General features: G+C 42.4%; 23 protein-coding genes and 1 pseudogene. 12 read left to right on the forward strand and 12 right to left on the reverse strand.

Going from position 1 to position 24,851, the window contains the following annotated elements:
* Nucleotides 1-149 precede the first annotated feature (149 nt).
* A pseudogene (locus NWP21_RS14530) lies at nucleotides 150-497 on the reverse strand (N-6 DNA methylase); the annotation flags it as partial.
* A gap of 81 nt (nucleotides 498-578) precedes the next feature.
* Entirely contained in the window at nucleotides 579-704 is a 126-nt protein-coding gene (locus tag NWP21_RS14535) for a hypothetical protein (RefSeq protein WP_280793227.1), read from the reverse strand.
* 326 nt (nucleotides 705-1,030) lie between these two features.
* On the opposite strand from NWP21_RS14535, the gene pheT reads away from it, so the two are divergent.
* A complete protein-coding gene (gene pheT / locus NWP21_RS14540) occupies nucleotides 1,031-3,466 on the forward strand; it encodes a phenylalanine--tRNA ligase subunit beta (RefSeq protein ID WP_280793228.1) in 2,436 nt (811 codons plus the stop codon).
* 133 nt (nucleotides 3,467-3,599) lie between these two features.
* Nucleotides 3,600-3,869 (forward strand): YciI family protein, encoded by a 270-nt coding sequence (locus NWP21_RS14545; RefSeq protein WP_271733010.1) that lies wholly within the window; start codon nucleotides 3,600-3,602, stop codon nucleotides 3,867-3,869.
* A 144-nt stretch (nucleotides 3,870-4,013) separates the two neighbouring features.
* On the opposite strand, the gene NWP21_RS14550 is transcribed toward NWP21_RS14545, so the two are convergent.
* Nucleotides 4,014-4,205 (reverse strand): hypothetical protein, encoded by a 192-nt coding sequence (locus NWP21_RS14550; RefSeq protein ID WP_271733008.1) that lies wholly within the window; start codon nucleotides 4,203-4,205, stop codon nucleotides 4,014-4,016.
* A 349-nt stretch (nucleotides 4,206-4,554) separates the two neighbouring features.
* Between NWP21_RS14550 and NWP21_RS14555 the strand changes: the two genes are divergently transcribed.
* Entirely contained in the window at nucleotides 4,555-7,083 is a 2,529-nt protein-coding gene (locus tag NWP21_RS14555; protein WP_271733006.1) for a mannose-1-phosphate guanyltransferase, read from the forward strand.
* Nucleotides 7,084-7,209: 126 nt separating this feature from the next.
* Here the strand turns inward: NWP21_RS14555 and NWP21_RS14560 are convergent, their stop codons facing one another.
* Nucleotides 7,210-8,505, reverse strand: a complete 1,296-nt coding sequence (locus NWP21_RS14560) for an ATP-binding cassette domain-containing protein (RefSeq protein ID WP_280793229.1) — start codon at nucleotides 8,503-8,505, stop codon at nucleotides 7,210-7,212.
* Between the two features lie 172 nt (nucleotides 8,506-8,677).
* Between NWP21_RS14560 and NWP21_RS14565 the strand changes: the two genes are divergently transcribed.
* Genes NWP21_RS14565 through pabB form a run of 3 tightly spaced genes read left to right on the forward strand, consistent with a single transcriptional unit; the run spans nucleotide 8,678 to nucleotide 11,595 of the window.
* A complete protein-coding gene (locus NWP21_RS14565) occupies nucleotides 8,678-8,857 on the forward strand; it encodes a hypothetical protein (protein ID WP_271733003.1) in 180 nt (59 codons plus the stop codon).
* A gap of 48 nt (nucleotides 8,858-8,905) precedes the next feature.
* The gene (locus NWP21_RS14570) at nucleotides 8,906-9,451 is read left to right on the forward strand and encodes a single-stranded DNA-binding protein (protein ID WP_280793230.1); all 546 of its coding nucleotides are present in this window, start codon (nucleotides 8,906-8,908) and stop codon (nucleotides 9,449-9,451) included.
* Nucleotides 9,452-9,489: 38 nt separating this feature from the next.
* Nucleotides 9,490-11,595 carry an aminodeoxychorismate synthase component I gene (gene pabB / locus NWP21_RS14575; RefSeq protein WP_280793231.1) on the forward strand — a complete coding sequence of 702 codons (2,106 nt, stop codon included), beginning with the start codon at nucleotides 9,490-9,492 and terminating at the stop codon, nucleotides 11,593-11,595.
* Between the two features lie 296 nt (nucleotides 11,596-11,891).
* On the opposite strand, the gene NWP21_RS14580 is transcribed toward pabB, so the two are convergent.
* Nucleotides 11,892-12,185 (reverse strand): hypothetical protein, encoded by a 294-nt coding sequence (locus NWP21_RS14580; protein WP_280793261.1) that lies wholly within the window; start codon nucleotides 12,183-12,185, stop codon nucleotides 11,892-11,894.
* On the opposite strand from NWP21_RS14580, the gene NWP21_RS14585 reads away from it, so the two are divergent.
* The 5 genes from NWP21_RS14585 to NWP21_RS14605 all read left to right on the forward strand — a co-directional run bounded on the left by NWP21_RS14585 (nucleotide 12,128) and on the right by NWP21_RS14605 (nucleotide 16,529).
* The gene (locus NWP21_RS14585; protein WP_280793232.1) at nucleotides 12,128-12,259 is read left to right on the forward strand and encodes a WD40 repeat domain-containing protein; all 132 of its coding nucleotides are present in this window, start codon (nucleotides 12,128-12,130) and stop codon (nucleotides 12,257-12,259) included. The genes NWP21_RS14580 and NWP21_RS14585 overlap by 58 nt on opposite strands.
* A 503-nt stretch (nucleotides 12,260-12,762) precedes the next feature.
* Entirely contained in the window at nucleotides 12,763-15,021 is a 2,259-nt protein-coding gene (locus NWP21_RS14590; RefSeq protein WP_280793233.1) for a hypothetical protein, read from the forward strand.
* 17 nt (nucleotides 15,022-15,038) lie between these two features.
* Nucleotides 15,039-15,308, forward strand: a complete 270-nt coding sequence (locus tag NWP21_RS14595) for a hypothetical protein (RefSeq protein ID WP_280793234.1) — start codon at nucleotides 15,039-15,041, stop codon at nucleotides 15,306-15,308.
* Between the two features lie 43 nt (nucleotides 15,309-15,351).
* Nucleotides 15,352-15,612, forward strand: coding sequence for a helix-turn-helix transcriptional regulator (locus NWP21_RS14600; protein WP_280793235.1), 261 nt, complete (start codon nucleotides 15,352-15,354; stop codon nucleotides 15,610-15,612).
* Nucleotides 15,609-16,529, forward strand: a complete 921-nt coding sequence (locus NWP21_RS14605) for a hypothetical protein (protein WP_280793236.1) — start codon at nucleotides 15,609-15,611, stop codon at nucleotides 16,527-16,529. Before NWP21_RS14600 ends, NWP21_RS14605 begins: the two co-directional genes overlap by 4 nt.
* Here the strand turns inward: NWP21_RS14605 and NWP21_RS14610 are convergent.
* The 7 genes from NWP21_RS14610 to glmM form a co-directional block, all read right to left on the reverse strand.
* Nucleotides 16,495-17,583: a DNA methyltransferase gene (locus tag NWP21_RS14610; protein ID WP_280793237.1), complete on the reverse strand. Its 1,089-nt coding sequence runs from the start codon at nucleotides 17,581-17,583 to the stop codon at nucleotides 16,495-16,497. The genes NWP21_RS14605 and NWP21_RS14610 overlap by 35 nt on opposite strands.
* Before the next feature lie 272 nt (nucleotides 17,584-17,855).
* Nucleotides 17,856-18,620 (reverse strand): COP23 domain-containing protein, encoded by a 765-nt coding sequence (locus NWP21_RS14615; protein ID WP_280793238.1) that lies wholly within the window; start codon nucleotides 18,618-18,620, stop codon nucleotides 17,856-17,858.
* 114 nt (nucleotides 18,621-18,734) lie between these two features.
* Nucleotides 18,735-19,640: a DUF5331 domain-containing protein gene (locus NWP21_RS14620; RefSeq protein ID WP_280793239.1), complete on the reverse strand. Its 906-nt coding sequence runs from the start codon at nucleotides 19,638-19,640 to the stop codon at nucleotides 18,735-18,737.
* 57 nt (nucleotides 19,641-19,697) lie between these two features.
* Nucleotides 19,698-20,024 carry a (2Fe-2S) ferredoxin domain-containing protein gene (locus NWP21_RS14625; protein WP_271732990.1) on the reverse strand — a complete coding sequence of 109 codons (327 nt, stop codon included), beginning with the start codon at nucleotides 20,022-20,024 and terminating at the stop codon, nucleotides 19,698-19,700.
* Between the two features lie 121 nt (nucleotides 20,025-20,145).
* Nucleotides 20,146-21,123, reverse strand: coding sequence for a cysteine synthase A (locus tag NWP21_RS14630; RefSeq protein ID WP_280793240.1), 978 nt, complete (start codon nucleotides 21,121-21,123; stop codon nucleotides 20,146-20,148).
* Between the two features lie 264 nt (nucleotides 21,124-21,387).
* Nucleotides 21,388-22,026, reverse strand: a complete 639-nt coding sequence (locus NWP21_RS14635; RefSeq protein ID WP_280793241.1) for a peroxiredoxin — start codon at nucleotides 22,024-22,026, stop codon at nucleotides 21,388-21,390.
* A gap of 150 nt (nucleotides 22,027-22,176) precedes the next feature.
* Complete coding sequence (glmM, locus tag NWP21_RS14640; RefSeq protein WP_280793243.1) at nucleotides 22,177-23,625, reverse strand: phosphoglucosamine mutase; 1,449 nt, start codon at nucleotides 23,623-23,625, stop codon at nucleotides 22,177-22,179.
* Nucleotides 23,626-24,106: 481 nt separating this feature from the next.
* Here glmM and NWP21_RS14645 point away from each other — a divergent pair, with 481 nt between their 5' ends.
* Nucleotides 24,107-24,823 (forward strand): heme oxygenase (biliverdin-producing), encoded by a 717-nt coding sequence (locus NWP21_RS14645; RefSeq protein ID WP_280793244.1) that lies wholly within the window; start codon nucleotides 24,107-24,109, stop codon nucleotides 24,821-24,823.
* The last annotated feature ends 28 nt before the right edge of the window (nucleotides 24,824-24,851 follow it).

Genomic DNA, 24,851 nt, shown 5'->3' on the forward strand with positions numbered 1-24,851 from the left:
GCAAAAATAAGGTGTAGATGTCTAGATTGCATTGTGCTGTCGAGGGTTTAGTAATTTCTCTCATTCTCCCATACCCATTACTAGACGACCCTTATTTATCAATGCACTATTTTGTTATTCTGTCAATGCGTAAGTCCTAAATTCATTAAATTATTGTGGAAACTATGAGCATTTTCTGAGCCAATATTCCCCTCAATCCCCCGGATAGCTAAATTCATTTTGCACAGCTTCCAGGTAGTGGGGTTAGACTCTTGGCCATAAATAGAAATATCCCCAACTTTACCCCCGTGAGACTCGACAAACTTCTCAGATTGAACAAACATTCCCCCGGAACCACAACAAGGATCATAAACTCGTCCTTTATAGGGTTCGAGCATTTCTACTAATAACTGCACCACACATCGCGGGGTGTAGAACTGTCCCCCATTCTTCTTTTCCGCACTAGCAAACTGTCCTAAGAAATACTCGTAAACTCTCCCTAAAATATCCTGAGAGCGACTTTCCGCATCGCCTAAACCAATGGAATGGTGCTAATTAAATCTATTAATTCCCCTAGTAATCGTTTATCTAGGGAGGGTTTACCATATTCTTTGGGTCTCAGCAGCATCTAAGTGACCCCGCAATTTATCCGCAGCTTGCCATAATTTCTCTTCAAAGCCCAAGTTAGTGCTACCAGCTTTAGATTTAGTTTGTTTCTTGGCCACTTAGTCCCTCACCCTTTACCTGCTGTTGTCCTGGTTCTGATTAATTAAATCATACCATCAACTTAGTCAGTGATTTTACGTTGATTTTAGTAATACTTATGATTGTAAATCAATCAAGTAACAAACTCAGGGGGGAGTGTCAACAAAAATCTTTGCTCAACTCGCCATAAAACTGGGACGCTCTCACCCCAAATTTTCGGTAGGATGATTCAAGATGCAAAAGAGGCTAGGTAAAAACTAGATATTAGTATTCTCCCTCTTTGTTAGAGATACCTTAATTCCGTCTCTACAGCACTCGACAATATTTCAACAAGTAAGCACACTCCATGCGTATTTCTCTAAATTGGCTGCGGGAACTGGTAGAAATTAAACTGAGTCCAGAAGAATTAGCACAAACCCTAACAATGGCTGGGTTTGAAGTCGAAGAGATCGAAGATCGCCAAACTTGGGCTAATGGCGTGGTTGTGGGTAAAGTGCTTGAGCGTCAACCCCACCCCAACGCTGATAAATTAAGTGTTTGTCAAGTGGATATCGGCGCATCTGAGACTTTAAATATTGTCTGTGGTGCGCCTAATGTCAAGGCGGGTATTTACGTACCAGTGGCTACTACTGGTACTTATTTACCAAATATCGATTTAAAAATTAAGCCGGCAAAGTTGCGCGGTGTCCCTTCTCAAGGTATGATTTGTTCTTTAAAAGAACTCGGTTTACCTAGTGATGTGGATGGAATCCATATTTTCCCCCAGGAAAATCTACCTTTGGGTAGTGATGTGCGTCCGTTATTAGGTCTAGATGATGTAATTTTAGACGTTACTGCTACTGCTAACCGTGCTGATGCTCTGTGTATGGTAGGGATAGCCAGGGAAGTGGCGGCTTTGACTGGCGGTAAGTTGAGTATACCTCAACCTGAGACTACATCAGTATCCAGGGGTACTAGTAATTTAAAATTAAAAGTTGCTGATACCCAGGCTTGCCCTGCTTATATTGGTACTGTAGTTGCACAACTGAAAATAGCCCCTTCTCCTGATTGGTTGCAACAGCGTTTACGGGCGGCTGGGGTAAGACCTATAAATAATGTTGTGGATATTACTAACTATGTTTTATGGGAATGGGGACAACCACTACACGCCTTTGACAAAGACCGTTTACAATCTGTTGGGGGCGGTGAGGGTCTGACTGTTGGTGTTCGCTTTGCTACTGCTGGGGAATCTTTGAAAACCCTGGATGGGGTAACGCGCAAATTGTCAAGCCAAAATTTGTTAATTACTGTTAACAATACACCGGTTGCGCTGGCGGGTGTGATGGGTGGAGAGGAAACAGAAGTTTATGACGGTACTCACAGTATTGTTTTAGAAGCTGCTTTGTTTGATTCTGTGGCTATTCGTCGTTCCGCTCGGAGTGTGGGGTTAAGAAGTGAGGCTTCGGGAAGATATGAACGGGGTGTTAATAGAGCTGAGTTAGAAATAGCCTGTAACCGTGCTTTATCTCTGATGAGTGAGTTAGCTGGTGGGGTGATTGTCCAACAAGAAATGGCTGACACTCGCCCAGACCCATCTACTTGGAGTCGTTCTATATCTCTACGTCTTGACCGGGTGAATGAGGTGCTCGGTCCTGTGGATTTGGGAGAGGATACCGGGGAAATTACCGCCGCTGATGTGGAACGCATTCTGTCTGCTTTGGGATGTAACCTAACTTCTACGAGTGAACAAACTTGGACGGTGACAGTACCGCCCTATCGTTACCGTGATTTAGAACGGGAAATTGATTTGATTGAGGAGTTAGCCCGTCTCTATGGCTATGACAATTTTTGTGATACTCTGCCAGAAAAGTCAGAGGCTGGTTATTTACCCGTAGATCAAGAATTAATTCGCAACTTAAGGGCTTTTCTCAGGGCGGAAGGATTAACTGAAGTGCTCCATTATTCTTTGGTCAAACCGGGGGATGATAGACAAATTGTTTTGAGTAATCCCTTGTTTGGGGAATATTCCGCACTGCGAACTGATTTGATATCGGGTTTGATTGATGCTTTTCAATACAATTTAGAGCAAGGAAATGGTTCTCTGAATGGTTTTGACATGGGGCGCATTTTCTGGCAAGAAGAAGAAGGTTTGCAAGAAACCGACGCGATCGCTGGTATTATGGGAGGGGACAGGTTTTTGGGTAAGTGGTCAAAAGGCGGTCGTGAACAAGCTATGACCTGGTTTGATGCCAAAGGTATTTTGGAAAGTGTTTTTAATGCACTCAATTTAAAGATAGAGTATCAACCAGATTGTCGCGATCAGCGTTTACACCCAGGACGCACCGCTTCTTTATGGGTGGGTGGTAACAGACTGGGTATATTTGGGCAACTTCATCCCCAATTACGACAGGACCGGGGTTTACCTGATTCTGTCTATGTGTTCCAGCTAGATGTTAATGTGTTGTTGGATGCCATTGATCAAGATGAAATTCTCATTCCCACTTTTGTGGCTTATTCTACCTATCCAGCGAGCGATCGCGATATTGCATTCTACGCACCTGTAAACGTCTCGGTGGCAGAAATTGAAAAATCTATTCACAAAGCCGCAAAGGGACTGCTGGAATCTGTAGAATTGTTTGATGAATATCGTGGTGAAAATGTCCCCCCAGGACAACGGAGTTTAGCTTTTCGTCTAGTATATCGAGGGAGCGATCGCACTCTTACTGATACTGAAGTTGAGCCTGTACATAATAAGGTTCGTGAAGCTTTAGTGGAGAAATTTGGCGTTAGTCTCAGAAGTTAATTAACAGTGATTGGAGGTTTTGACCATCAAAATCTCCAATCTTGAAATTCAAGAATTGCCCATCTTAACTGTCTCAGATATATAGTAGAATCTTGGGAAAGAAGTATATTTTCAAGATAAAAAAACAGTAATTATGCCGAAATACATCATGTGGGGAACTTACTGCGAAAACGTTTTGGAAAAACGGGATCCCTATCGTCAAGACCACTTAGATGGGTTAGCAAAACAAAAAGCATCAGGTTTACTGATTACTCTCGGTCCGACCAAGGATACTACTAAAGTGTTTGGAATTTACGAAGCTGAAGACGAAGCAACTGTGCGCCAATTAGTGGAAAATGACCCCTACTGGAAAAATGGCATCTGGACTGAATATTTTGTGAAAGAGTGGATTCAAGCCTTTTGAATAATTATAAGGTGCGTTGACGAACGCGTAACGCACCGAGAAATTTTCTGTTACGGCTAGTCTAATTCACTCCCTCTAACTCTCACAGCTTCGGATACCTATTGAACATTTACCTCAACTGGACTGGCTTCATTAGTGAGTTTATTAGCCTTTTAAAGCTTTTCTAAAATTGCGCCGATATGACTTATTGGCAATAAATAAAGCTGGCCATAACAATGATAAACTCAGGCGATTAGATAAAGTTTGACTGAAATTAGTTCGTTCAAAGCCATTCCATAACTTCCAAACACCACCCACATAAACCACTATTAAGCCAAAAATAATTAACTTGATCATTGTCATCGACTCCGTTATTGACACTTAAAATCTGTAATCTATGATACTTACTCTCCGCAAGTTCATATTTTACAGCTAGTTAACATTGAGCAAAATGAAGTACCTAATGCCACCATAAAACATAGAGACAAGAAAAACCAATTGAAAGTCAAAAGATCCCAAATTTTCCTTGTTCCTTGTTGTGTCATGGCTTCCTGATGAAGAGATCATAAATCTGCCTATTTCTCACTAGATGCTTCTTAGGTAAGTTACTTAAATACCAATATCCATAGGAGACTAAAGAAAGAACATACAATATACTCTCACGGGTGTGTAAGCAGCAAAAACTGCAAATAACTAAGGAGAATTTATGCGTGCAGTACTGATGGCAGGCGGTTCGGGTACTCGGCTTCGCCCGTTAACTTGTGATCTGCCTAAACCAATGGTGCCTATTCTGAATCGGCCCATTGCCGAACATATCATCAATCTACTAAAGCGACATCAAATCACAGAAGTTATTGCTACATTGCATTATCTACCAGATGTCTTGCGAGACTACTTTCAAGATGGCAGTGATTTTGGCGTGCAGATGACCTATGCTGTGGAAGAAGACCAACCCCTAGGAACCGCAGGCTGTGTCAAGAATATTGCCGAACTGCTGGATGAAACATTTTTAGTGATTAGCGGTGATAGTATCACAGATTTTGACTTAACAGCGGCGATCGCATTCCACAAGCAAAAACAATCAAAAGCCACCTTAGTTTTAACCCGAGTTCCCAACCCCGCAGAATTTGGAGTGGTAATTACGGACGAGGAAAGTAAAATTAGGCGCTTTTTAGAAAAACCTTCTAGCAGTGAGATTTTTTCTGATACGGTCAACACAGGTATTTACATTCTGGAACCAGAAGTATTAGATTATCTACCATCTCATACAGAATGCGACTTTTCCAAAGACTTATTTCCCTTAATGCTGGAAAAAGGTCAAGCCCTGTATGGTTACATTGCTAAAGGTTACTGGTGCGACGTGGGTCATTTAGATGCCTATCGTCAAGCTCAATATGACGCCTTAGATCGTAAAGTAAAACTTGACTTTGCTTATCCAGAAATTTTACCAAACTTGTGGGTAGGGCAAAATACCTTTATCCCCTCCACAGCCATAATTGAAACTCCCGCCCTAATTGGTGATAATTGCCGCATTGGGGCCAGAGTGCAAATTGAAGCAGGAACCATCATCGGAGATAATGTCACCATTGGCGCTGATGCCAATCTGAAACGACCGATTTTATGGAATGGGTCAATTATCGGAGATGAAGCACATCTGAGCGCTTGCGTGATTTCTCGCGGTACCCGTGTTGATCGGCGCGCTCATGTCTTAGAAGCGGCTGTAGTGGGTTCCCTGTCTACTATAGGGGAAGAAGCACAAATCAGCCCTAATGTCAGGGTTTGGCCCAGCAAAAAGATTGAATCAGGTGCAGTGCTCAATATTAACTTGATTTGGGGGAACACTGCTCAAAGAAACTTATTTGGGCAGCGTGGTGTACAAGGATTAGCTAATATTGACATCACCCCAGAATTTGCTGTGAAGTTGGGATCTGCTTACGGTTCTACCCTGAAACCCGGTTCTAAGGTGACAGTTTCCCGTGATCAACGCAACATTTCTCGCATGGTTACCCGGTCATTAATTGCTGGTTTGATGTCTGTAGGTATTGATATTCAAAATCTCGATGCTACAGCTATTCCCATAGCACGGACAGTTATACCCACAATGTCCGTCGCCGGTGGGGTTCATGTACGGGTACACCCAGATCGCCCTGATTATATCCTGATTGAATTTATGGATGCTAAGGGGATTAATATTACCAAAGCTCTGGAGAAGAAAGTTGAAGGAGCTTATTTTAAGGAAGATATGCGGCGATCGCAAATTCATGAAGTTGGGGATGTAGCCTATACCAGTCAAGTAATTGAACGCTATTGCACAGCCTTTGAGAAGCTGTTAAACGTTGATACCCTGCGCAACAGTCGAGCAAAAGTAGTAATTGACTATGTTTATGCTGTATCTGGGGCGGTTTTACCACTCATGTTAGATAAATTTGGCGCTGATGCAGTGGTACTGAATGCGAGTGTGAATAAATCGGCCATGTCAGTTACCGACCGCGAAACACTGCTGACTCAGCTGGGTCATGTAGTGGAGGCGCTCAAAGCCAACTTTGGTGTGCAAGTTTCAGCTAATGGGGAACAGTTGATTTTAGTTGATGAATCAGGCTTTCCCATCCGGGGGGAAATTTTAACAGCACTGATGGTAGACATGATATTAACATCTAACCCCAGAGGCACGGTAGTTGTACCTGTTCATGCTTCTAGTGCTGTGGAACAAGTCGCCCGTCGTCACGATGGCAGGGTAATTCGCACTAAGGCTAATCCTACAGCTTTGATGGAGGCTTGTCAAAAAAATTCTCATGTCGTCTTAGGCGGTAGTGGCGAAACTGGTTTTATTTTCCCCCATTTACATCCGGGTTTTGATTCCATGTTCTGCATCGCTAAGTTAATTGAGATGCTGACTATTCAAGAGCGATCGCTGGCTACTGCGCGTTCAGAATTACCCCGTGTAGTTCATAAAGCTTATACAGTCCGTTGTCCTTGGAGTGCTAAAGGAGCGCTGATGCGTTATTTAGTGGAAACACACCCAGCCCAAAACCTAGAGTTAATTGATGGGGTGAAAATTTGCCAACCCTACGATGATAGTTGGCTATTAGTTTTACCAGACGCCAGCGAGCCTTTAGTACATTTGTATGCCAACAGTAATGATCGCGATTGGGTAGATGAAACACTCAGAAACTACCGCACCCGTGTTCAGACCTTCGTGGAAAGACAACAAGAATACCAACCAGCAGAGGTGTAAATATTGATAGGATAGCGTGGCGATAGCCATACAATAGTGGTTATTTAGAAGTCATTCTTAGACCACTGGGAAGCTCGGAAGTTAAGTGTAGACTTGGTTGGTTTTGAGTAGGTTTAACAAAGCGGATTAGCCGGGGTAACCTATCGCTAACTCAGTTTGAGGATCAAAAAAGTGCAGTTTTTCTGGATTTAACGAGAACCATAATTCCTCACCAACCTTGACTAACCTATCCGGTGGAACTCGCACCTGTAGATAGTTATCTGTATACTCAATTTGAGATTCAGGTGGGGAAATTCTCACAGACACAAAAGAATCATTGCCCAGATTTTCTACCAAGTCTACTTTGACGGGTAAATTTTTGGTCGCTGGTACACTCAAAATTAAGTGTTCCGGGCGAATACCTAAAATGATGGTTTGCTGATCATATTTCCGCAGGGGTGTCGCCCAAACGTCTGGGAGAGTGAGGCGAAAATGGTTATGGGTAATTAATAACGGAGCATGGAACCTCACCGGAATAAAATTCATGGGCGGGGAACCAATGAATTCAGCCACAAAGCGGTTAGCAGGATGGTTATAAAGTTCTAATGGGGATGCGACTTGCTGAATTTGACCTTGATTCATAATGGCAATGCGATCGCCCATAGTCATAGCCTCGGTTTGGTCATGGGTGACGTAAATGGTGGTGGTTCCTAGTTGGCGTTGCAATTTGACAATTTGGGCGCGGGTTTGGGCCCGCAATTTAGCATCCAAGTTAGAAAGGGGTTCATCCATTAAAAACACTTGGGGGTCACGGGCGATGGCTCTTCCTAAAGCTACCCGTTGTCTTTGACCCCCCGATAGCTGTTTGGGTAAACGATTCAGCAAGGTTTCCATTTGTAATAATTGGGCAACATTTAGCACCTGCTGATCTACCTGCCTTTCTTGAGCAGAAATGTAACGTAGTCCTTTAGGTAACTTTCTGGTGATTCCTACAAGGATATTTGTCGCCCATGTTGGGAGTGAGGAGTTTTGACTTTCCCCATTGCCTAATGGGCGGCGACGGAGTCCAAAAGCAATGTTGTCATAGACAGTCATGTGGGGGTAGAGGGCGTAATTTTGAAACACCATGGCAATGTCTCTTTCTTTGGGTGGTAGGTGATTAATTAAGCGATCGCCCACCCAAATATTCCCTGCTGTCATCGCTTCTAACCCGGCAATTAACCGGAGTAGAGTGCTTTTACCACAACCTGAAGGACCCACCAGCACCATAAATTCACCATCGGCGATGGTCAAATTAATTCGCCGTAAGACATTGATAACTTCTGCCGGTTCTGGGGTAGCATTTTTTTTATTCCTATGACTAGGAAAGGTTTGGGATGCTACACTTTCCCCTTTCCGCTGGGGAAACGTTTTATAAATATTTTCTAAAACAACTTGCGCCACGAGTATCTGAAGTAACGGTAATTATATGGCTGACTCCGCACAGGGGAAGGTATGGCTTACCCCACGCTACGCTATCAGCACCCATGATATATGTTACCTGTGACTAGGAAAAGTAAAAAAACTGTAACCAACAAAGCAGACTACCCTAGATTTATGAGAGTATTTTTTGCCCATGAAGTGGTATGATTGTACTACTCATGCAGAATTTAATGCTCGTTGTAGTCAGGCGAAGGTAGGGAATGGTATCGCAAGTACTATTCAAAGCGATCGCTTGGCTTTTATGCTAGAAAAGACTCAAAGCTCAAAGTGTATGTCAGGAATTCATTTAGGCAAATTAAATATAGTTAGCTAATTAAAATCTTATTGCTTGATCAAAAACTTGTCCAATTAGGAGGATTCAATGAATAGCTGCGTTTTAATGGCGGAAATCATTCAAGAACCACAATTACGCTATACAGCCGATAACTTAGCCATCACAGAAATGCTGGTACAGTTCCCCAATTCTCAGCGTGCGGAAGACCAGTTAGTTACCCTAAAGGTAGTGGGCTGGGGGAATATGGCTACAGAAATTCAGCAAAACTACCACCAAGGCGATCGCGTGATTTTAGCAGGACGCTTAGGGATGCACACTGTTGAGCGTCAAGAAGGGTTTAAAGAAAAACGGGCTGAATTAACAGTACAACAGATTCAACCTCTAGGAAGTAATTTTACATCATCCACAACGCTAAATTCGTCCGTCACCTCAACACCCCTACAAACAGCATCCCCTGTTGTTACACCTTCACGCAACGAAGTTGAATTACCTCCAGTCAGCGCCCCGACTCCCGTTGGCGCTGCACCTCAGCGGAACAACTTCCCATCCACACAGCCAGTCCAAAATTTTGAACGCACTGCTTATACCCCTGTGAACGAGCAAGAACAAGATCCCGATGACATTCCTTTCTAAGTCGGGGATGGGAACTGGGTCACAAGAACCGTTGAGTAATGAGCAAGGGGAAACATGAAGTGCGATCGCTGATTATTGATAACTACGACTCCTATACATTTAATCTCTATCAGATGCTCGCTCAGGTGAATGGAGAACTTCCCCTGGTAATTCGCAATGATCAGATTGATTGGAAGGATGTAATCAAACTCACATTTGACAATGTTGTGATTTCCCCAGGTCCGGGTCGTCCAGAAAATGTCTCGGACTTTGGTATCTGCGGCCAAGTGATTCAAAATCTCCAAAATCTTGATGTACCCCTGCTGGGTGTTTGTCTTGGTCACCAGGGACTAGCTCATGTATACGGCGGTACTGTAACTCATGCACCGGAGGTTATGCATGGGCAATCTAGTAAAATATATCACAATTCTTCTGCTCTATTTGAGGGAATTCCCCAGGGCTTCTCTGTGGTACGCTACCATTCCTTAATGGTTGCCCAAGACTTACCCAACTGTTTAGAAAGAGTCGCTTGGACAGAAGCCGGATTGATCATGGGGCTGCGTCATCGGTATTTACCATTTTGGGGTGTGCAATTTCATCCCGAATCAATCTGCACTGAATACGGCTGGAAGATTTTAGAAAACTTCCGTAATTTTACTAAGAACTTATCCCCGAACCGAGAGAGAGAAACTAAGTATCAAGACAGTGCCAAAAAATTGACTCGACAAAATCCTATTCTTCCTTGCCAGTACCAAGTTTATAGTCAAAAACTGGATATCTATCCAGATCCAGAACAGGTGTTTGTACATCTGTATGGCCAGGCCACACAAGCGATCGGTAAAGATACTCACGCCTTTTGGCTTGATAGTAGCTTAGTTGAGCCTGGTCTTTCTCGCTTCTCTTTTATGGGAGGAAGTGGCGGTTTAAATAGCTTGTTGGTTGAATACCGCACGGAAACTAGAGAATTAACTATTACCCAATCTGGTCAAAAGACACAGATAAATGCCAGTATTTTTGACTATCTTCAAAGTCAAATTAATGAGCGTAGTTATCAGTCTGATGAGCTACCCTTTGACTTCAATTGTGGGTTTGTGGGCTACTTTGGTTATGAAATCAAGGCAGAATGTGGTTCTGAGTTAGTTCATTGTGGACCCCTTCCCGATGCTATGTTTCTGTTAGCTGATCAAATCATTGTGTTTGACCACCAAGAACAAACTACCTATCTGGTATGTCTGGCCAAACAGCATCAAACTACAGCAGCAAAGGAGTGGTTAGAGTCAACAGAAAAACAACTGCGCACACTCCCAGACCTTCCACCTATTGTACCGCCCCTTAGTCATACCCCCATCAATTTTCGTCTGAGTCGTTCTCACCAGACCTACATAAATGATATTTACCAATGTCTGCACAAAATTAAGGACGGGGAAAGCTATCAAATTTGTTTGACTAATAAACTTTACACAGATGCTGCTCCCGATCCATTATGCTTTTATCGTACCTTACGCCGAGTTAATCCGGCTCCTTACTCGGCATTTATGCGCTTTGGTGAAGTTGCTATTGCTTGTTCATCCCCAGAACGATTTTTACGTATTGACCGCGCTGGGTGGGTAGAAACTAAGCCGATTAAAGGAACTTTAGGCCGTGGTCAGACTCCAGAGGAAGATAAAATACTGCGGGAAAAACTGCTCAGTAGTGAAAAAGACCGCGCCGAAAACTTAATGATTGTGGATTTGTTACGCAATGATTTAGGTTTGGTATGTGAAGTGGGTAGTATCCAGGTGACAAAGTTGATGGATGTGGAAACTTACGCCACAGTACATCAACTTGTGAGTACGATTCGGGGTTATTTACGCGCGGATATGACTGCTACTGATTGTATTAGAATGGCGTTTCCCGGTGGTTCGATGACGGGTGCGCCGAAAATTAGAACTATGAAGATTATCGATGAGTTAGAATCTGAAGCTCGTGGAGTTTATTCCGGTGCTATTGGGTTTTTAGCTCTCAATGGTGCAGCAGATTTAAATATTGTCATTCGTACCGCAGTTTTAACTCCTAGTGGAACTTCTATTGGGATTGGCGGTGGTATTGTGGCTTTATCTGAACCGGAAGCTGAGTTTGAGGAGGCTTTTCTCAAAGGTAAGGCGTTAATTCAGGCTTTATCGTAATTAGGACTTACGCATTGATGTCCCCAGCGAGTGGGGACACCTCCATTCTAAACACATACCCTGTAAGAAGTCTAGAGGCACTTTCCAATAGCGATAGCGTGGCGTTAGCCAGGTTCAATAAACTTAACCTCCCAAATGGACTTAAGCATACTAACAAAACTCCTGAAACCCTTATATAGCAAGCGACTGAGGTTAATCTGCACTCGCTAGATTGACGATGTCAATACATCAGAATCACTATTTCAGCTTTTTTGATTGAACTTCGGTAATAGTTAACTAGTGCATTACAACAGCATTTAGGCGATCGCGCTACTGTAAGCCATTCCATATACTCCCATCCCTTTGTAAGGGGAGGGGTTGGGGGTGGGGTCAAACCTCATCAAACTATTTGCAAAGGGCGAAGCGCTACTGTAAGGCGATCGCCATTTCATAGTTGGTTTAGTAGCCTTCAGCCCGGATGTTAAAACCTTAGCTTCTTCTGAGAGGAGGGATACAACCATCAAACTGTGGGATGTAGCAACCCGGCGGTCAATTGCCACTTTCAGGGGACATTCAGATTGGGCACTTCCATGGGGTTCGTTCAATAGCATTCAGCCCAGATGGTAAAACCATGCTCTCTGGAAGTAAAGACGGTACTATCAAGATTTGGCAAAGGCGTAATTAATTCACAGCTGAGTAAGTCGGTGGGGAAATTTGTAAGAGCAAAAATTGTTAAATATAACACATTCTATACTATAGTTTCTTCTTTCTTTGTTACGGGGAAACTAGATCCTCAGTTTAGTTAGTGTCACAGTAAAAGCATCTGTTGTAAGCAGATTGTGCAATATACAGGAAACTTACCCAGCTATCATAAACATTGAACACAGTACCACGCAAATAATTTTGTATTCTGAAAAATCCATCTTTAGGCAGATGACAAAATTACGTCAATGTACATCTGGGATCCAGGTATAAATAAAATATTTATTTACATATGCTGTAAAAGCAAATGTGATATTATCAGTCTAATTTGATTCAATATATACTTTGTGAGCTTTCTCACAACAGCCTCCTACTTTTAAAACATCCTCTAACAGGGAGATCACAAACTATCTGGTAGTTGCTGTTCTATTGAGTACGGTTGCGGCAAAACTTAGCTATAGAGTCACCCTATGGAAGACACAATTTATGTCGTTTACCCTTAATATTGATAACGCTGCGACACCAAGAGCTAGCCAAATTACTAGAATTATTCAAAAGCGTCGCCCACTATCTCAAAAAATTGAAACTGTAGAGACTAATCTCAAGACTCTTTCTACTACCTTACGCCAACTTGAAAGGCAACGTGACCAGTTGCTCGGTAGAGTTGGTGATATTGGTACAGTTGGAAGCCTTAGAAAAATTGATTTTTCTGCGATTCAAAAAAGTATTGATATCGAGCTAACGACTCTCAACAGTCTTAAATCTCGATTTTCGCGTAATACTCTCAACATAGGAGTTGTAGGACGAGCCAGACAGGGTAAGAGCCGTCTTCTCCAAAGTTTGACAGGGCTATCAACGGCTGAAATACCAGACGGTGATGATCAACACTGTACAGGAGTTCGTAGTAATGTCCATCATAATTCAGAGATCAAAGAAACTTATGCCCAAGTTTGGTTTCACACTGAGCGTTCTTTCTTAGATGAAGTGATTGCTCCTTATTATGAACAACTTCACTTAGGTTCTAGACCACGTTCAATTCAAGATTTTGCTGATATTCCTTTACCAGAGCTTCCTAAAGAATTGGCGGAAAAAAGACAGGCTGCGGCTAAGTATGACCATCTTTGTAGGTATCATCAAAACATTGACAAATATCGTAATGCTTTATCAGAATCTTCTCCGCGTCGCATTTCACGGCATGAAATTAGGGAATATGTTGCTCAAGACACGCTAGAAAGAAAACGAATTTACTTTAATTACCTTGCAGTTAGGGAGGTTAAAATTGTTTGTTCTTTTCCCAATGTAGATGTTGGTCAAATCGCTTTAATTGATATGCCGGGGTTAGGAGACACTGGGATTGGTGATGAAGAGCGTATGATCAAAACATTAGGACAAGATATTGATTTAGTTCTGTTTGTCCGTATGCCTAAATCCACTGGAGATTTTTGGTCTAAAGAGGATGTTGAACTCTATGACATGGCTAATAGTGCTTTGATTGACCTTCCTATCAAAGAATGGTCTTTCATGGTACTTAACCACATTGGAGGAAGTGCTGACAATCGAAGAAATTGTGAAAGCCTAGCTGCTACAATTACGGAAAAGCACATTGATGTTCAAGATATTATAATTGCAGACTGTGCTAATTCTGAAGAAGCGCAAATTGAAATTTTAGATCGAGTTTTGCATTATCTAGGGCAAAAAATAGAGATATTAGATCGGCAATATGCTTCTGCTTGTCAGGACAGACTAATTCAGCTTCAGAAAACTGTTGTTATCGAACTGGACAAAGCTAAGGATGCTTGGAGGCAAGCATCAAAAGATGACTGGTTTCCTAAATTTCTCGAACTTTTTGGCAAGTTTTGGAACGATTTGACAAGAGAACTTGAACGTTTGAGTTCATCCATGATCTCCGAACGAGATAGTGATGATAAAAATTTTCAATCAGCTGTCGATGCTGCTATTGCTGCTTGTCGTTCTGAGCCAGGTATTCCCACATCTAACGAAATTGAACAAAAATGCTATGCTGCTGGGGCATATATGACTGCCTATGCTGAATCTTTGCATGAAGTCCGTACTCATCTTTCAAAACAATTCTTGTCTCTAGATATCGCGTTAAAGGAATCTCTGGAGGAAGCAAAATTTCGTGTAGTGGAAGTTTTAGTCAATCACGGTAGATTAGGGAAAATAGCAGAGGGACGCGGAAGCGACTTTTTAAAGCAATTAGCCGAAAAAATTCCCGAAAATTTAACTGGATTAAAGCTTGGTTTTCAAACACTTGCAACATTTGACCTCCAGTATCGCGGACTCGTTCAACATAGAATTAGAAGGCATTTAGATGTCTTAACTCCTAATAGAACTACCTACAGGCTGGACGGAGGTTTTTGGGATAAATGGATGGATGTAAAAACAGGACGAGTGAACTCAACTCCTCCCGCAGAAAAAATTGTATATAATCTGTGTAAGGCTCAAGCTGAAGCAGTTAACAATTGTGAGAAAGAACTTAAAAGCCTTTTAAAAGAGCCAAGCCAAGCAGGTTTCGCCATTGTTGAAGAATTTATTGACCGAGTATTGCGTGCTGAAAACGTTCGTACTGAATGGCAAATTTTTTTACAGGAAGTCGCTGCTGATGTTTGGATCGATGAGTTTGGTACAACATTGGAGCGCACTCAACTCAGACGAGATTGGATACAGAAAATAGGAGAGGTCGAAAACGCAAAACAGCTAGATGCCTTAAACTTTTTGCGATAGGCTATTGCGTTGTTTATATGAACAAGCAAGAAGCATCTGACTATCTGGGTGTAAGTGTCCGGGCGCTGGAGCGTTATGTGCAGCAGGGACGAATCAGCGTTAAATACGAGAAGGGTAAGACTTGCCCCACAGCTAACTTTGAACAAGCTGAACTGGAAGCTTTTCGAGAGGAGTTAAACCAGCCCACTGTTAAGCCAGCTTTTGAATCTCGCCAAACTGCGACAGACCAACAGGAGGAAACAGGTATTGCAGTCCAATTATCCTGTTTTGGGATTATCCGAAAATAGGTTTATTGTACTGACATACATATAGTGCTAAAGCCAAAGCCCTATGAAATCTATCTCCAGCCATGAGTATGAAATATTCCGGCGCTGTATGATTGCGGCACGCAAGGAAGCACAACTTACTCAGGAATCTCTCGCTAAATCTCTTCAAAAACCCCAATCTTTTGTTGCTAAATATGAGAATGGGGAGCGGCGCTTGGATGTCGTCGAGTTTATCATAGTTACTCGGGTAATTGGCGTGGATCCTTGTGCCATTCTGAGGAAGGTTGAACAACAAATATCTAAAGCATCTTGTGAAGAAAAATGATGAACACACAAGATGTAATCAAACTTGCTGCTGAGTATTTAGCTAATTTATCGGGGCATACATTTGATGTTTTAAACATATCTAAACCTATGACAGTTAATGCAGCAGTCAATTTAGCTAAAGTGATCTCGAAGCTTTCACCATTACTAGGAAATCTAATCGAATTTAACACTGTTGAGTTTTTAAATAAGCAGGATGATTTTGCTGAATTTGGAACATGGCAGAGACAAGATCCGGGATTCCCTGATGCTATCTTTGTGGGAAACATTCAACCAATACCAGGATTAGAGATTAAAGCATGGTTTCCATTGGCAACAGAGATAACAGCGCGATTCAAAGATAGCCAGAATCACTTTCAATTTGATCAAACTCACGTTGCGATATTGGCATGGCTACCTGAGAAGATTATTTACGGAAAACCTCGTATTTTAGATGTGTGTGTTGTATCTGGCTTGTCAGTAGCTCTCGCTAGAGACACTCATTACCATAATCCGCCAGACTATCTTGTTTTGGAGCCAGAGGATACAACCCAAAGGACGGCAAATTTACAGCAAACGAACACTAATGGCTATAAATTTCAAGGTTCTGACAGTGAATTTTTAGAGGCTCAGAAAATAGTTGACTCATGGGGATCTGAAGCCAAAATTTACAAGCCGACTAAGGAATATCAGCACCTTCTACGGGAATTACTAATACGATATAAATACAGGCTAGACACTAACTTTGCTAAAATAGACAGAATTATGCACCCCGGCATTGAGGAATTCAAGAAACGTGTTTACAGGGTTGAAGTTTGTGGTATGCCAGTTAAACAATGGAACAGGATTTTATCAAGCCACCAAGAAGTCACTATAAAAAAATCATTGCAGGAGTATCTAGGGATTAAAGAAGAGAGCATTGATGAACTTCTGGATTAAATCGCTCGACTCCATAATAGAAATAATCTGGATCAATTTCACACGAGTAGGCTTTGCGCCTGAGTTTGCGGGCTGCTAAAGACGCACTAAACAGTCCCCCGAAGGGTTCCCAGACTACATCATATTCATCACTTGATGATTCAATAATCATGGTCATCAAATCGAGAGGCTTTTGGTTAAGATGCAATGCCTTTCCAGATGTTGTTTTAACTCTTTCATCACCTCGTAGGGGTTGGCGTTCCCATACATTGGTAAAACCATGAGGACATCTAAACTTTGATCGCATTTTACTCCATTCTGCTCCTGTCAATGGTTGATTACCATCTAGAGAAAAATAAGGTTTTCCTTCAGAGCTACCATGCTCATTCGCATAATTTACTAGCCTTTCAAACATCTCTGGAGGCGGAAAGTACCATAAATGTCCTTGATCAAAATATTTCCTAGTGGCTGCATCTACCACACCACAAGCATCGTTTGCTCTTCGTAAAGGCAATCTAGACCGTTTCCATTCTTTCAGTAACCAGGCTTTTAAGGTAAGTTCGTTAATTCTAACTTCTCTGACATATTGAACACAAACTTCTGTAACCACCGGAAATCTGCGAATTTTTTCTGTGTTAACATTCCCTGCAATGTGACCTTTGCCTTTATTCCAAATATTGCAGTTAATATAGCGCCAACCATACTTTTCTAAAATTGGATGTACCACAGCCCAGCCAATTTCTGAGTTCCAAAACCAGAGTGTTGTGTATGGCATCGCTGCTTTTGACCACTCCTCAATATGAGGCTCATACCAATTGGGCAAATCAATATGATCGGATGTGTCTCCTTCAAAACCAAGAATACCATAAGCCCCATCTGAAACGATTACACTAGGCTGCTCCCAATCTTGATAATGTTCAAAGCTATTACCTAGAAATAAAGCAACGTACTCATCTCTCCATTGCGAAAAGTTAAGTTTGGTGTTTGGGCTAACGACCTTTCCGCGGCCAACTGTACTGGTGGCTTTACTTTTCAAGGTTACTGTAGAACTAGCTTCTGGATTAGATCGGCTCATTGATTCTTTCGGCTCTTCAAATCATGATATATGTAAATATATCCTATTTTAGGATAATACTCTAGTGAGAGACACTAAAATAAACGCCAACCCCACTTCATTCTCGATCGAGCAATTTCATATATATTTCTACTCAATACTTACGTTTATCTGAATAGGTTGATTAGATTTCTTGAACACAAATACTTTTGATGCCTGGGATTTTTCTTAGGGTAAGTCTAGATGAATCTTACCCTAAACATCGCCTTGGGGACTAATCAAAATTGCCAGTGTTAAGGGAAACTATTAGGATTCAAGCGACGGCGGTTTGCAGGTGCTGACTCAGGGTTCTGGGTAGTGCTACTGGTCAAAGTTCCACCATCTTCACGGGTGAGGAAAGGTTTTAAATTAATAGCGCTTCTAGATGCAGTCATGGGATTGTTACCACGACCTAGAACTGTGCGCGCTAAGTTGTCTAATCCATTTACTCTTCTACCATTGGTAATATAAGTATTCACGGGTACTGTCTGTCTTCCACTGTCAGCGGTAATCAAGTTTTGGAAAACGTCATTGAGTACTACAAATGGGTCTTTATCACGGGGTACAGTCAACACAATCCGACATAAAGGATTAGCCCGTGTAGTCACACAAACTATGTTTTCATTATTTTGTACAGATGTTTGCAGTTCTTCCAGACCATCTGGCCGATATAATTCTAAGCGACTGGCAATAGCTTCACAGCGTCTTTGGGGACTCCAACCACCACCTAAAGTCCTAGGTGCAGCCCAGGGGAAGAATTCTCCTGGTATACTTTGTGGTTGGTACATGACAGTGTACTGTCCATTATAAAATTGACAAGTAAACCGAGTGCCACTAGTTACCGTTGGTGTGTTTATGGGTGGAGTGGTTGGCGTTGATGTACCCCCTGAGGGTATGGTGGGTACAACCACCTCACCGGAACTAGAATCATTAAATTGAGCTAGTGCCGTAGAATTACTCATTAGTAATGATAAGCCAAGACTGCCCAAACATCCAAACTTGAAAAGTTGTGCAAACATAAATGATTTCCCACTCTCAACGTAGTTAGGTGTTGATAACTTCAGTGACGAATAATTGGGGATTTTTGATTCATCAAAGATGCTGCTTTTTTTGTAGAAGTAGCGACCTCAAGATTACATGGAAATAGCTGGTTCTGGGTTATAGTTTCTACCCTGACAAAACTCATCTATCCAATTCGCCAGACTACGACTATGGGTACTAGGTGATGGGGTGAGTTGAGGGCGAACATTTTTCGGTTTTGGCGATATTTCCCCCTGATTCCGGGAAACTGGGCGTTTGAGGTAGTCAAGTAGGAATAAAACCCCAGTTAAATAGTTTTTTTGTAGTAAAAGAGTCCAAAACTTCATAGGTAGATGATCAAACCGAGGATCTCGGACTTTTGCACAAGGTCGAGTTTTGGCTTTGTGAATTACCTCCATTGTCATTGCTAGAGGCGATCGCCTTTCCCCTACTGTCAGAGGTAATCGCACTGGTTGATATTGACGTAGTAAATTGGCAGGTAGTTTAGTAGAATATGCTATTTTAGCAACCGGTGCAGAAGTAACCTTAGTCGCCATTGCAACCGTGGGAATAATTTCATGATTTTTTGTATACGGTGCAACAGATTCAGGCAAGCGCGGCAGATTAACATTCGCAGTGGCAGGACTAGCAATCTTAATAGTAGGTGCAACTAAAGCCACATCTTTGGTTTCAGTATAATTTTCTGGCAAAGATTCCCTTTCCGACTCACGAAAAGAATCCTCAGAGTTAATTACATCTAATTCTTGGTCAGGATTAAAGTTAAGACCTAAAGCTGTAACTATCTGATCGGGATTACTATTTAAATCCACCATAAAAGAAAGATAATCCTGAAATTGCGGCTCTAAAACCGACAAAGTGGCCAAAATAAACCCAGATGAAGGACGACGCAGACCATTGTAAGTACCCCAAACCCTGATTTTTGCCAGCCAAGAACGATTTTGCTGGTAGTAAGTCAGCCACTTAATTTTCACAGACTGACGCAGCTGCTGAATATTCATGGATTTTCCCCTTGGTCAGAAATTGAGTAGTATTTTATATTTTGGATTTACTTAATATTAGCGATGAAAGCGACGGTATAGCATTTTTTTGACACTTTCACCACCTAACAAATGTTGTTTTACCAGTAGAGGTACTTCATCGGGTTTAACGCCGCTATACCAAACCATATCGGGTAAAACTAGCACCATTGGCCCGTTACCACACTGTCCTAGGCAGCCACTGGCTATTATCGTTACATTGGCAACTGGTAAACTTGTAAAAGCGGCTAATACCTTTGCTGCACCTTGCTTTTTACAAGTACGATTTTGGCACACTCGCACACATCTAGCCGCAGACTTTGGGTCTGTCTTTGGGAAGTTGGATGGTTGACTTATATTTGACATTGCTCTATCAAGTGGTAGATATACAGCAAAAATATTGACTGATAAGCTCCCTCTCCTTACCTAGGAGAGGGAGGGGCTAAGGTTTCATCAGGTGAGATATTCCTAGGGCCATAACCAACTACTAATCACTAATGACTAATCCTTTTGAGGCTAGCCATTGGCGATTGAATATGCGTGACTGATACCGGGAACCACTATCACATAATATGGTAGCAATAGTATGTCCTGGTCCCATCTGCTTTGCTAAAGCTACAGCCGCCCCAACATTAATCCCCGTGGAACCGCCCATTAATAGCCCATCTTTTCGCAGCAGTTGATATACCACCCGTAAAGCCTCTGTGTCATCTATCTGGATGGCATCGTCAATGGGTGCGCCTTCCATATTGGCGGTTATGCGGCTATTACCGATGCCTTCTGTAATAGAACTACCTTCAATCTTGATCTCACCGGTTTTGATGTAGCTATACAGTCCGCTACCTAGGGGGTCGGCAACTACACATTTAACAGATGGATTCTGTGCTTTTAGGTACATTGATACACCAGCAAAAGTACCACCAGTACCAGTTGCAGCTGTCCAAGCGTCAATTTTCCCCTTTGTCTGTGCCCAAATTTCTGGGCCTGTGGTTTCGTAGTGGGCGCGCCGGTTAGCTAAGTTATCAAACTGATTAGCCCAAATAGCATTATCTAACTCCGCAGCGATTCTCCCAGATAGTTTAACGTAGTTATTGGGGTCTTTGTAGGGAACTGCCGGAACTGTGCGCACTTGGGCCCCCAGGGTCGTGAGTGCATCTATTTTCTCTTGGGATTGGGTATTGGGAATAATAATTAGGCATTTATAGCCTTTAGCGTTACAAATATGCGCTAGTCCAATACCAGTATTACCGGCGGTTCCTTCAACCACAGTACCACCGGGCTTGAGTAGGCCTTTTTTTTCCGCATCTTCAATAATATAAAGTGCAGCGCGGTCTTTGACGGAACCCCCAGGATTCAGAAATTCTGCCTTACCAAGGATTTCGCAACCCGTTTCTTCACTAAAGCTGTTTAGGCGAATTAGTGGTGTGTTACCAACGGTGCCAACAAATCCATTTTTGATATCCATTTTGATTTTACCTGAGTTCTTGTCTATAAAAATTTTGCCTGATGGCAGTGTTCAGATGTACAGATTCTGCCATGAATATCTCTTGCTTTGGGTCGGTCTCAAGACCAGCTATTGAGCGATCGCCTTTGTTGTTTTATTAAAGGATTTGCACCCTTGGCAACTGTGACAAGAAGACGGTTTAATCTAGATTGATAGGCAAAAACGCCAAGGTATCGTCTGGTCTTGGCGCTGGGTTTAATATTGTAAGTGGACTAAGGAGCAGTTTTACTTGTTAGGCTGAGGGGTCATTCTCAGATAAGGCTTAATTTCTTGGTAGCCTTTGGGGAATTTCTCTTTGAGAACTTCTGGATCTTTGAGTGAGGGGACTATGACACAATCATCCCCATCTTTCCAGTCAGCAGGTGTAGCTACGCTGTAATTATCGGTCAGTTGTAGAGAGTCAATTACCCGTAAAAGTTCATCAAAGTTGCGGCCAGTGCTGGGGGGATAGGTAAAGCTCAGGCGCAGTTTTTTATTAGGGTCGATGATGAAGACAGAACGCACGGTGATGTTAGCAGCTGCGTTGGGGTGAATCATATCATAAAGGTCAGAAACCTTTTTGTCTGCATCGGCGAGAATTGGGTAATTGAGTCCGGTTCCTTGAGTTTCTTCGATATCTCCTACCCAGCCATTATGGGAGTCAACATCATCAACGCTCAGGGCGATGGGTTTGACGTTACGTTTGTCAAATTCCGGTTTGAGTTTGGCCACTGTGCCTAGTTCAGTGGTACAAACGGGGGTGAAATCAGCCGGGTGAGAAAACAGCACTACCCAGCTGTCACCTGCCCATTCATAAAAGTTGATATCGCCGTGTGTGGATGCTTGTGTAAAGTTAGGTACTGTATCACCAAGACGGAGAGTCATGTAAGATTCCCTGTAATTTAGAAAGGCATATGTATTCTACTTTGCCATCATGACACAATACACGGTTTTCCTAGAGGCTTTTAGCACTTTTTAACAAAATTTCATTTTCCCGTCAAGACTGGAAAATCAACTTATGAAAATTTAACAGTTTTAAACTGCTAGGTGCTGCCGGACTTGAGATACTAATTCATCTGTCCAGTGGTTAGCCAATTCATCATTAACAGCTTCTACCATGACTCTGATTACCGGTTCTGTACCAGAAGCCCGGACTAATATTCTCCCCGCATCACCCATTGCAGCTTCGGCTTGGGCGATCGCTTGTTGCAAGGGTTGGCAATCTTGCCAATTTAATCGCCGCTCGCGATCTGTAACTCGCACATTCCGCAATAATTGGGGGTAAGTTTGAAAACTTTCATCTACCATTTGACTGAGGGGAACACCCGCGGCTCTCACCAACCCGGCTAGATGTAATGCTGTTAACAACCCATCACCGGTAATGGCATAATGGCGGCAGAGAATATGACCAGATTGTTCACCACCTAACATCCCCCCTGTGCGCATCATTTCTGCTTGCACATATTGATCACCTACGGCGGTGCGAATTAACTTCCCACCCTGTTTTTGCCAAGCTCTCTCAAAGCCTAAGTTAGCCATGACTGTGGAAACAATCAGGTTATCTGGTAGTTGTTGCTGTTGTTGTAGGTGTCTACCCCATAGGTAAAGGATGTAATCGCCATCTACTGGCCTACCAGTATGATCTACAGCTAAAATGCGATCGGCATCGCCATCAAAGGCAAAGCCCAAGTCTGCGTTATGTTCTTTGACCGCGGCTTGCAGAATTCCTAGGTGAGTCGATCCACAGTTAACATTAATGCGATCGCCATCAGCTTGATTATGTAGGCTGATCACCTCCGCCCCCATGGCGGTAAATACTTTGGGTGCTAACCCCACCGCTGCTCCCCAGGCTAGGTCTAAAACAATTTTCAGTCCTTGCAGATTTACCTTTTCCGGCAAGGATTGCTTTAAGATGTCCCCATACTGGTCTACTAGTTCCCGGCGAGAATAATGCCGTCCACAATTAGTAACTTTACCTGCAACTCCATCACCCCTCACTCCCGCCTCTATTTCCGCCTGCAAGGCTGGAGATAATTTAGTACCATTACCATTAAAAATCTTAATCCCATTGTCTTCTGGTGGGTTATGACTAGCAGAAATCATCACTCCACCTATGGCCTCACTCATACTGGTGAGGTAAGCCACGGTAGGAGTGGGACATAACCCCAAATACCAAACCTCCACCCCGGACGCTGTTAACCCCGCACTCAACGCCATTGCCAGCATATCACTAGAGTTTCTGGAATCTTGCCCCAGGATAACTGGCCCTGTGTGACCACCATGTTTTTGCAAAATCACACCGGTCCAGAAACCCACTTCCAAAGCTAAGGGAGCATTTAGTAATTCTCCTACTTGCCCACGAATACCGTCTGTACCAAATAAGCGGGTATTGGCTACTGAACTTAGGTTTAACCTCCAATTCTGAGATTCAGATGGATAACTACCTTGAACGTTACTTTGGTTTGTGTTGATAGATGTCACCATAAGTTCAATATCCCACGTAATTACAGGTTGACTCAGCAGTTATACTTGAGTTAAGTTTCTCTGTGTAAGTAATATATGCGCTTTTTTTGGCGAAAATCATTTGAATCACACATTATTATGTGACAATACTGTATTATCCTTTCTCAATTGTCAATATTTAATATTTACCGAGTTTTATCTTATTTAATGGTTTTCAATTCAATTATTCCTTTCTACACTTGTTAGCTGCTATTTACCAATTTGAACACAGGCGGAATAACTAGGATTGATACCAGGATGGTAAAAATCAGATGTTTTAGTTTTGACTTCACCCTGGTGGTAGTGGTCTATAGACCCTTGGAGCAACCCACAAATTCAAGATACTTAAAAAAAATTAATATAAATTCTCATCAAATAGTTCTAATCTAACATCTTAATGGCTTTTTTAGTCATTCATAAATCCTAAATTCGGCAATTAACCTTTTAACTTGAGAGATTTAGTATGAGCAGCAATTTAGCAAGCAAATTACGTATAGGTACTAAAAAAGCCCATACAATGGCAGAAAATGTGGGTTTTGTCAAGTGCTTTTTAAAGGGAGTTGTAGAGAAAAACTCCTACCGAAAACTAGTTGCTAACTTTTACTTCATCTACTCGGCCATGGAAGAAGAGATGGAAAAACACCGTCAACATCCCATTATCGGCAAAATTAACTTTCCCCAGCTCAACCGTAAGCAAACTTTAGAGCAAGACCTAAGTTACTATTTTGGTCCTAACTGGCGGGGGGAAATACAACTATCGCCAGCAGGTGAGGCTTATGTGCAACGCATCCGCGAAATTTCCCAAACAGAACCAGAATTATTAATCGCTCATTCCTATACCCGCTATTTAGGTGACCTATCAGGGGGTCAAATCCTCAAAAACATTGCAGTCACAGCCATGAACTTGTCGGAAGGTCAAGGTACTGCTTTCTATGAGTTTGCAGAGATTACCGACGAGAAGGGATTCAAAACCCAATACCGTCAAACTCTCGATGAATTACCTATTGATGATGCTACAGGCGATCGCATTGTCGATGAAGCTAACGCCGCCTTTGGAATGAATATGAAGATGTTCCAGGAATTGGAAGGTAATTTGATCAAGTCCATCGGTGTGATGTTGTTTAATAGTCTCACCCGTCGTCGTCAACGTGGTAACACCGAACTGGCTACTGAGTCGTAATTTTTTTGAGTTGGGGTGACTATATATG

It is taken from the genome of Anabaenopsis sp. FSS-46 (genome assembly GCF_029891665.1).
Classification (GTDB): domain Bacteria; phylum Cyanobacteriota; class Cyanobacteriia; order Cyanobacteriales; family Nostocaceae; genus Anabaenopsis; species Anabaenopsis arnoldii.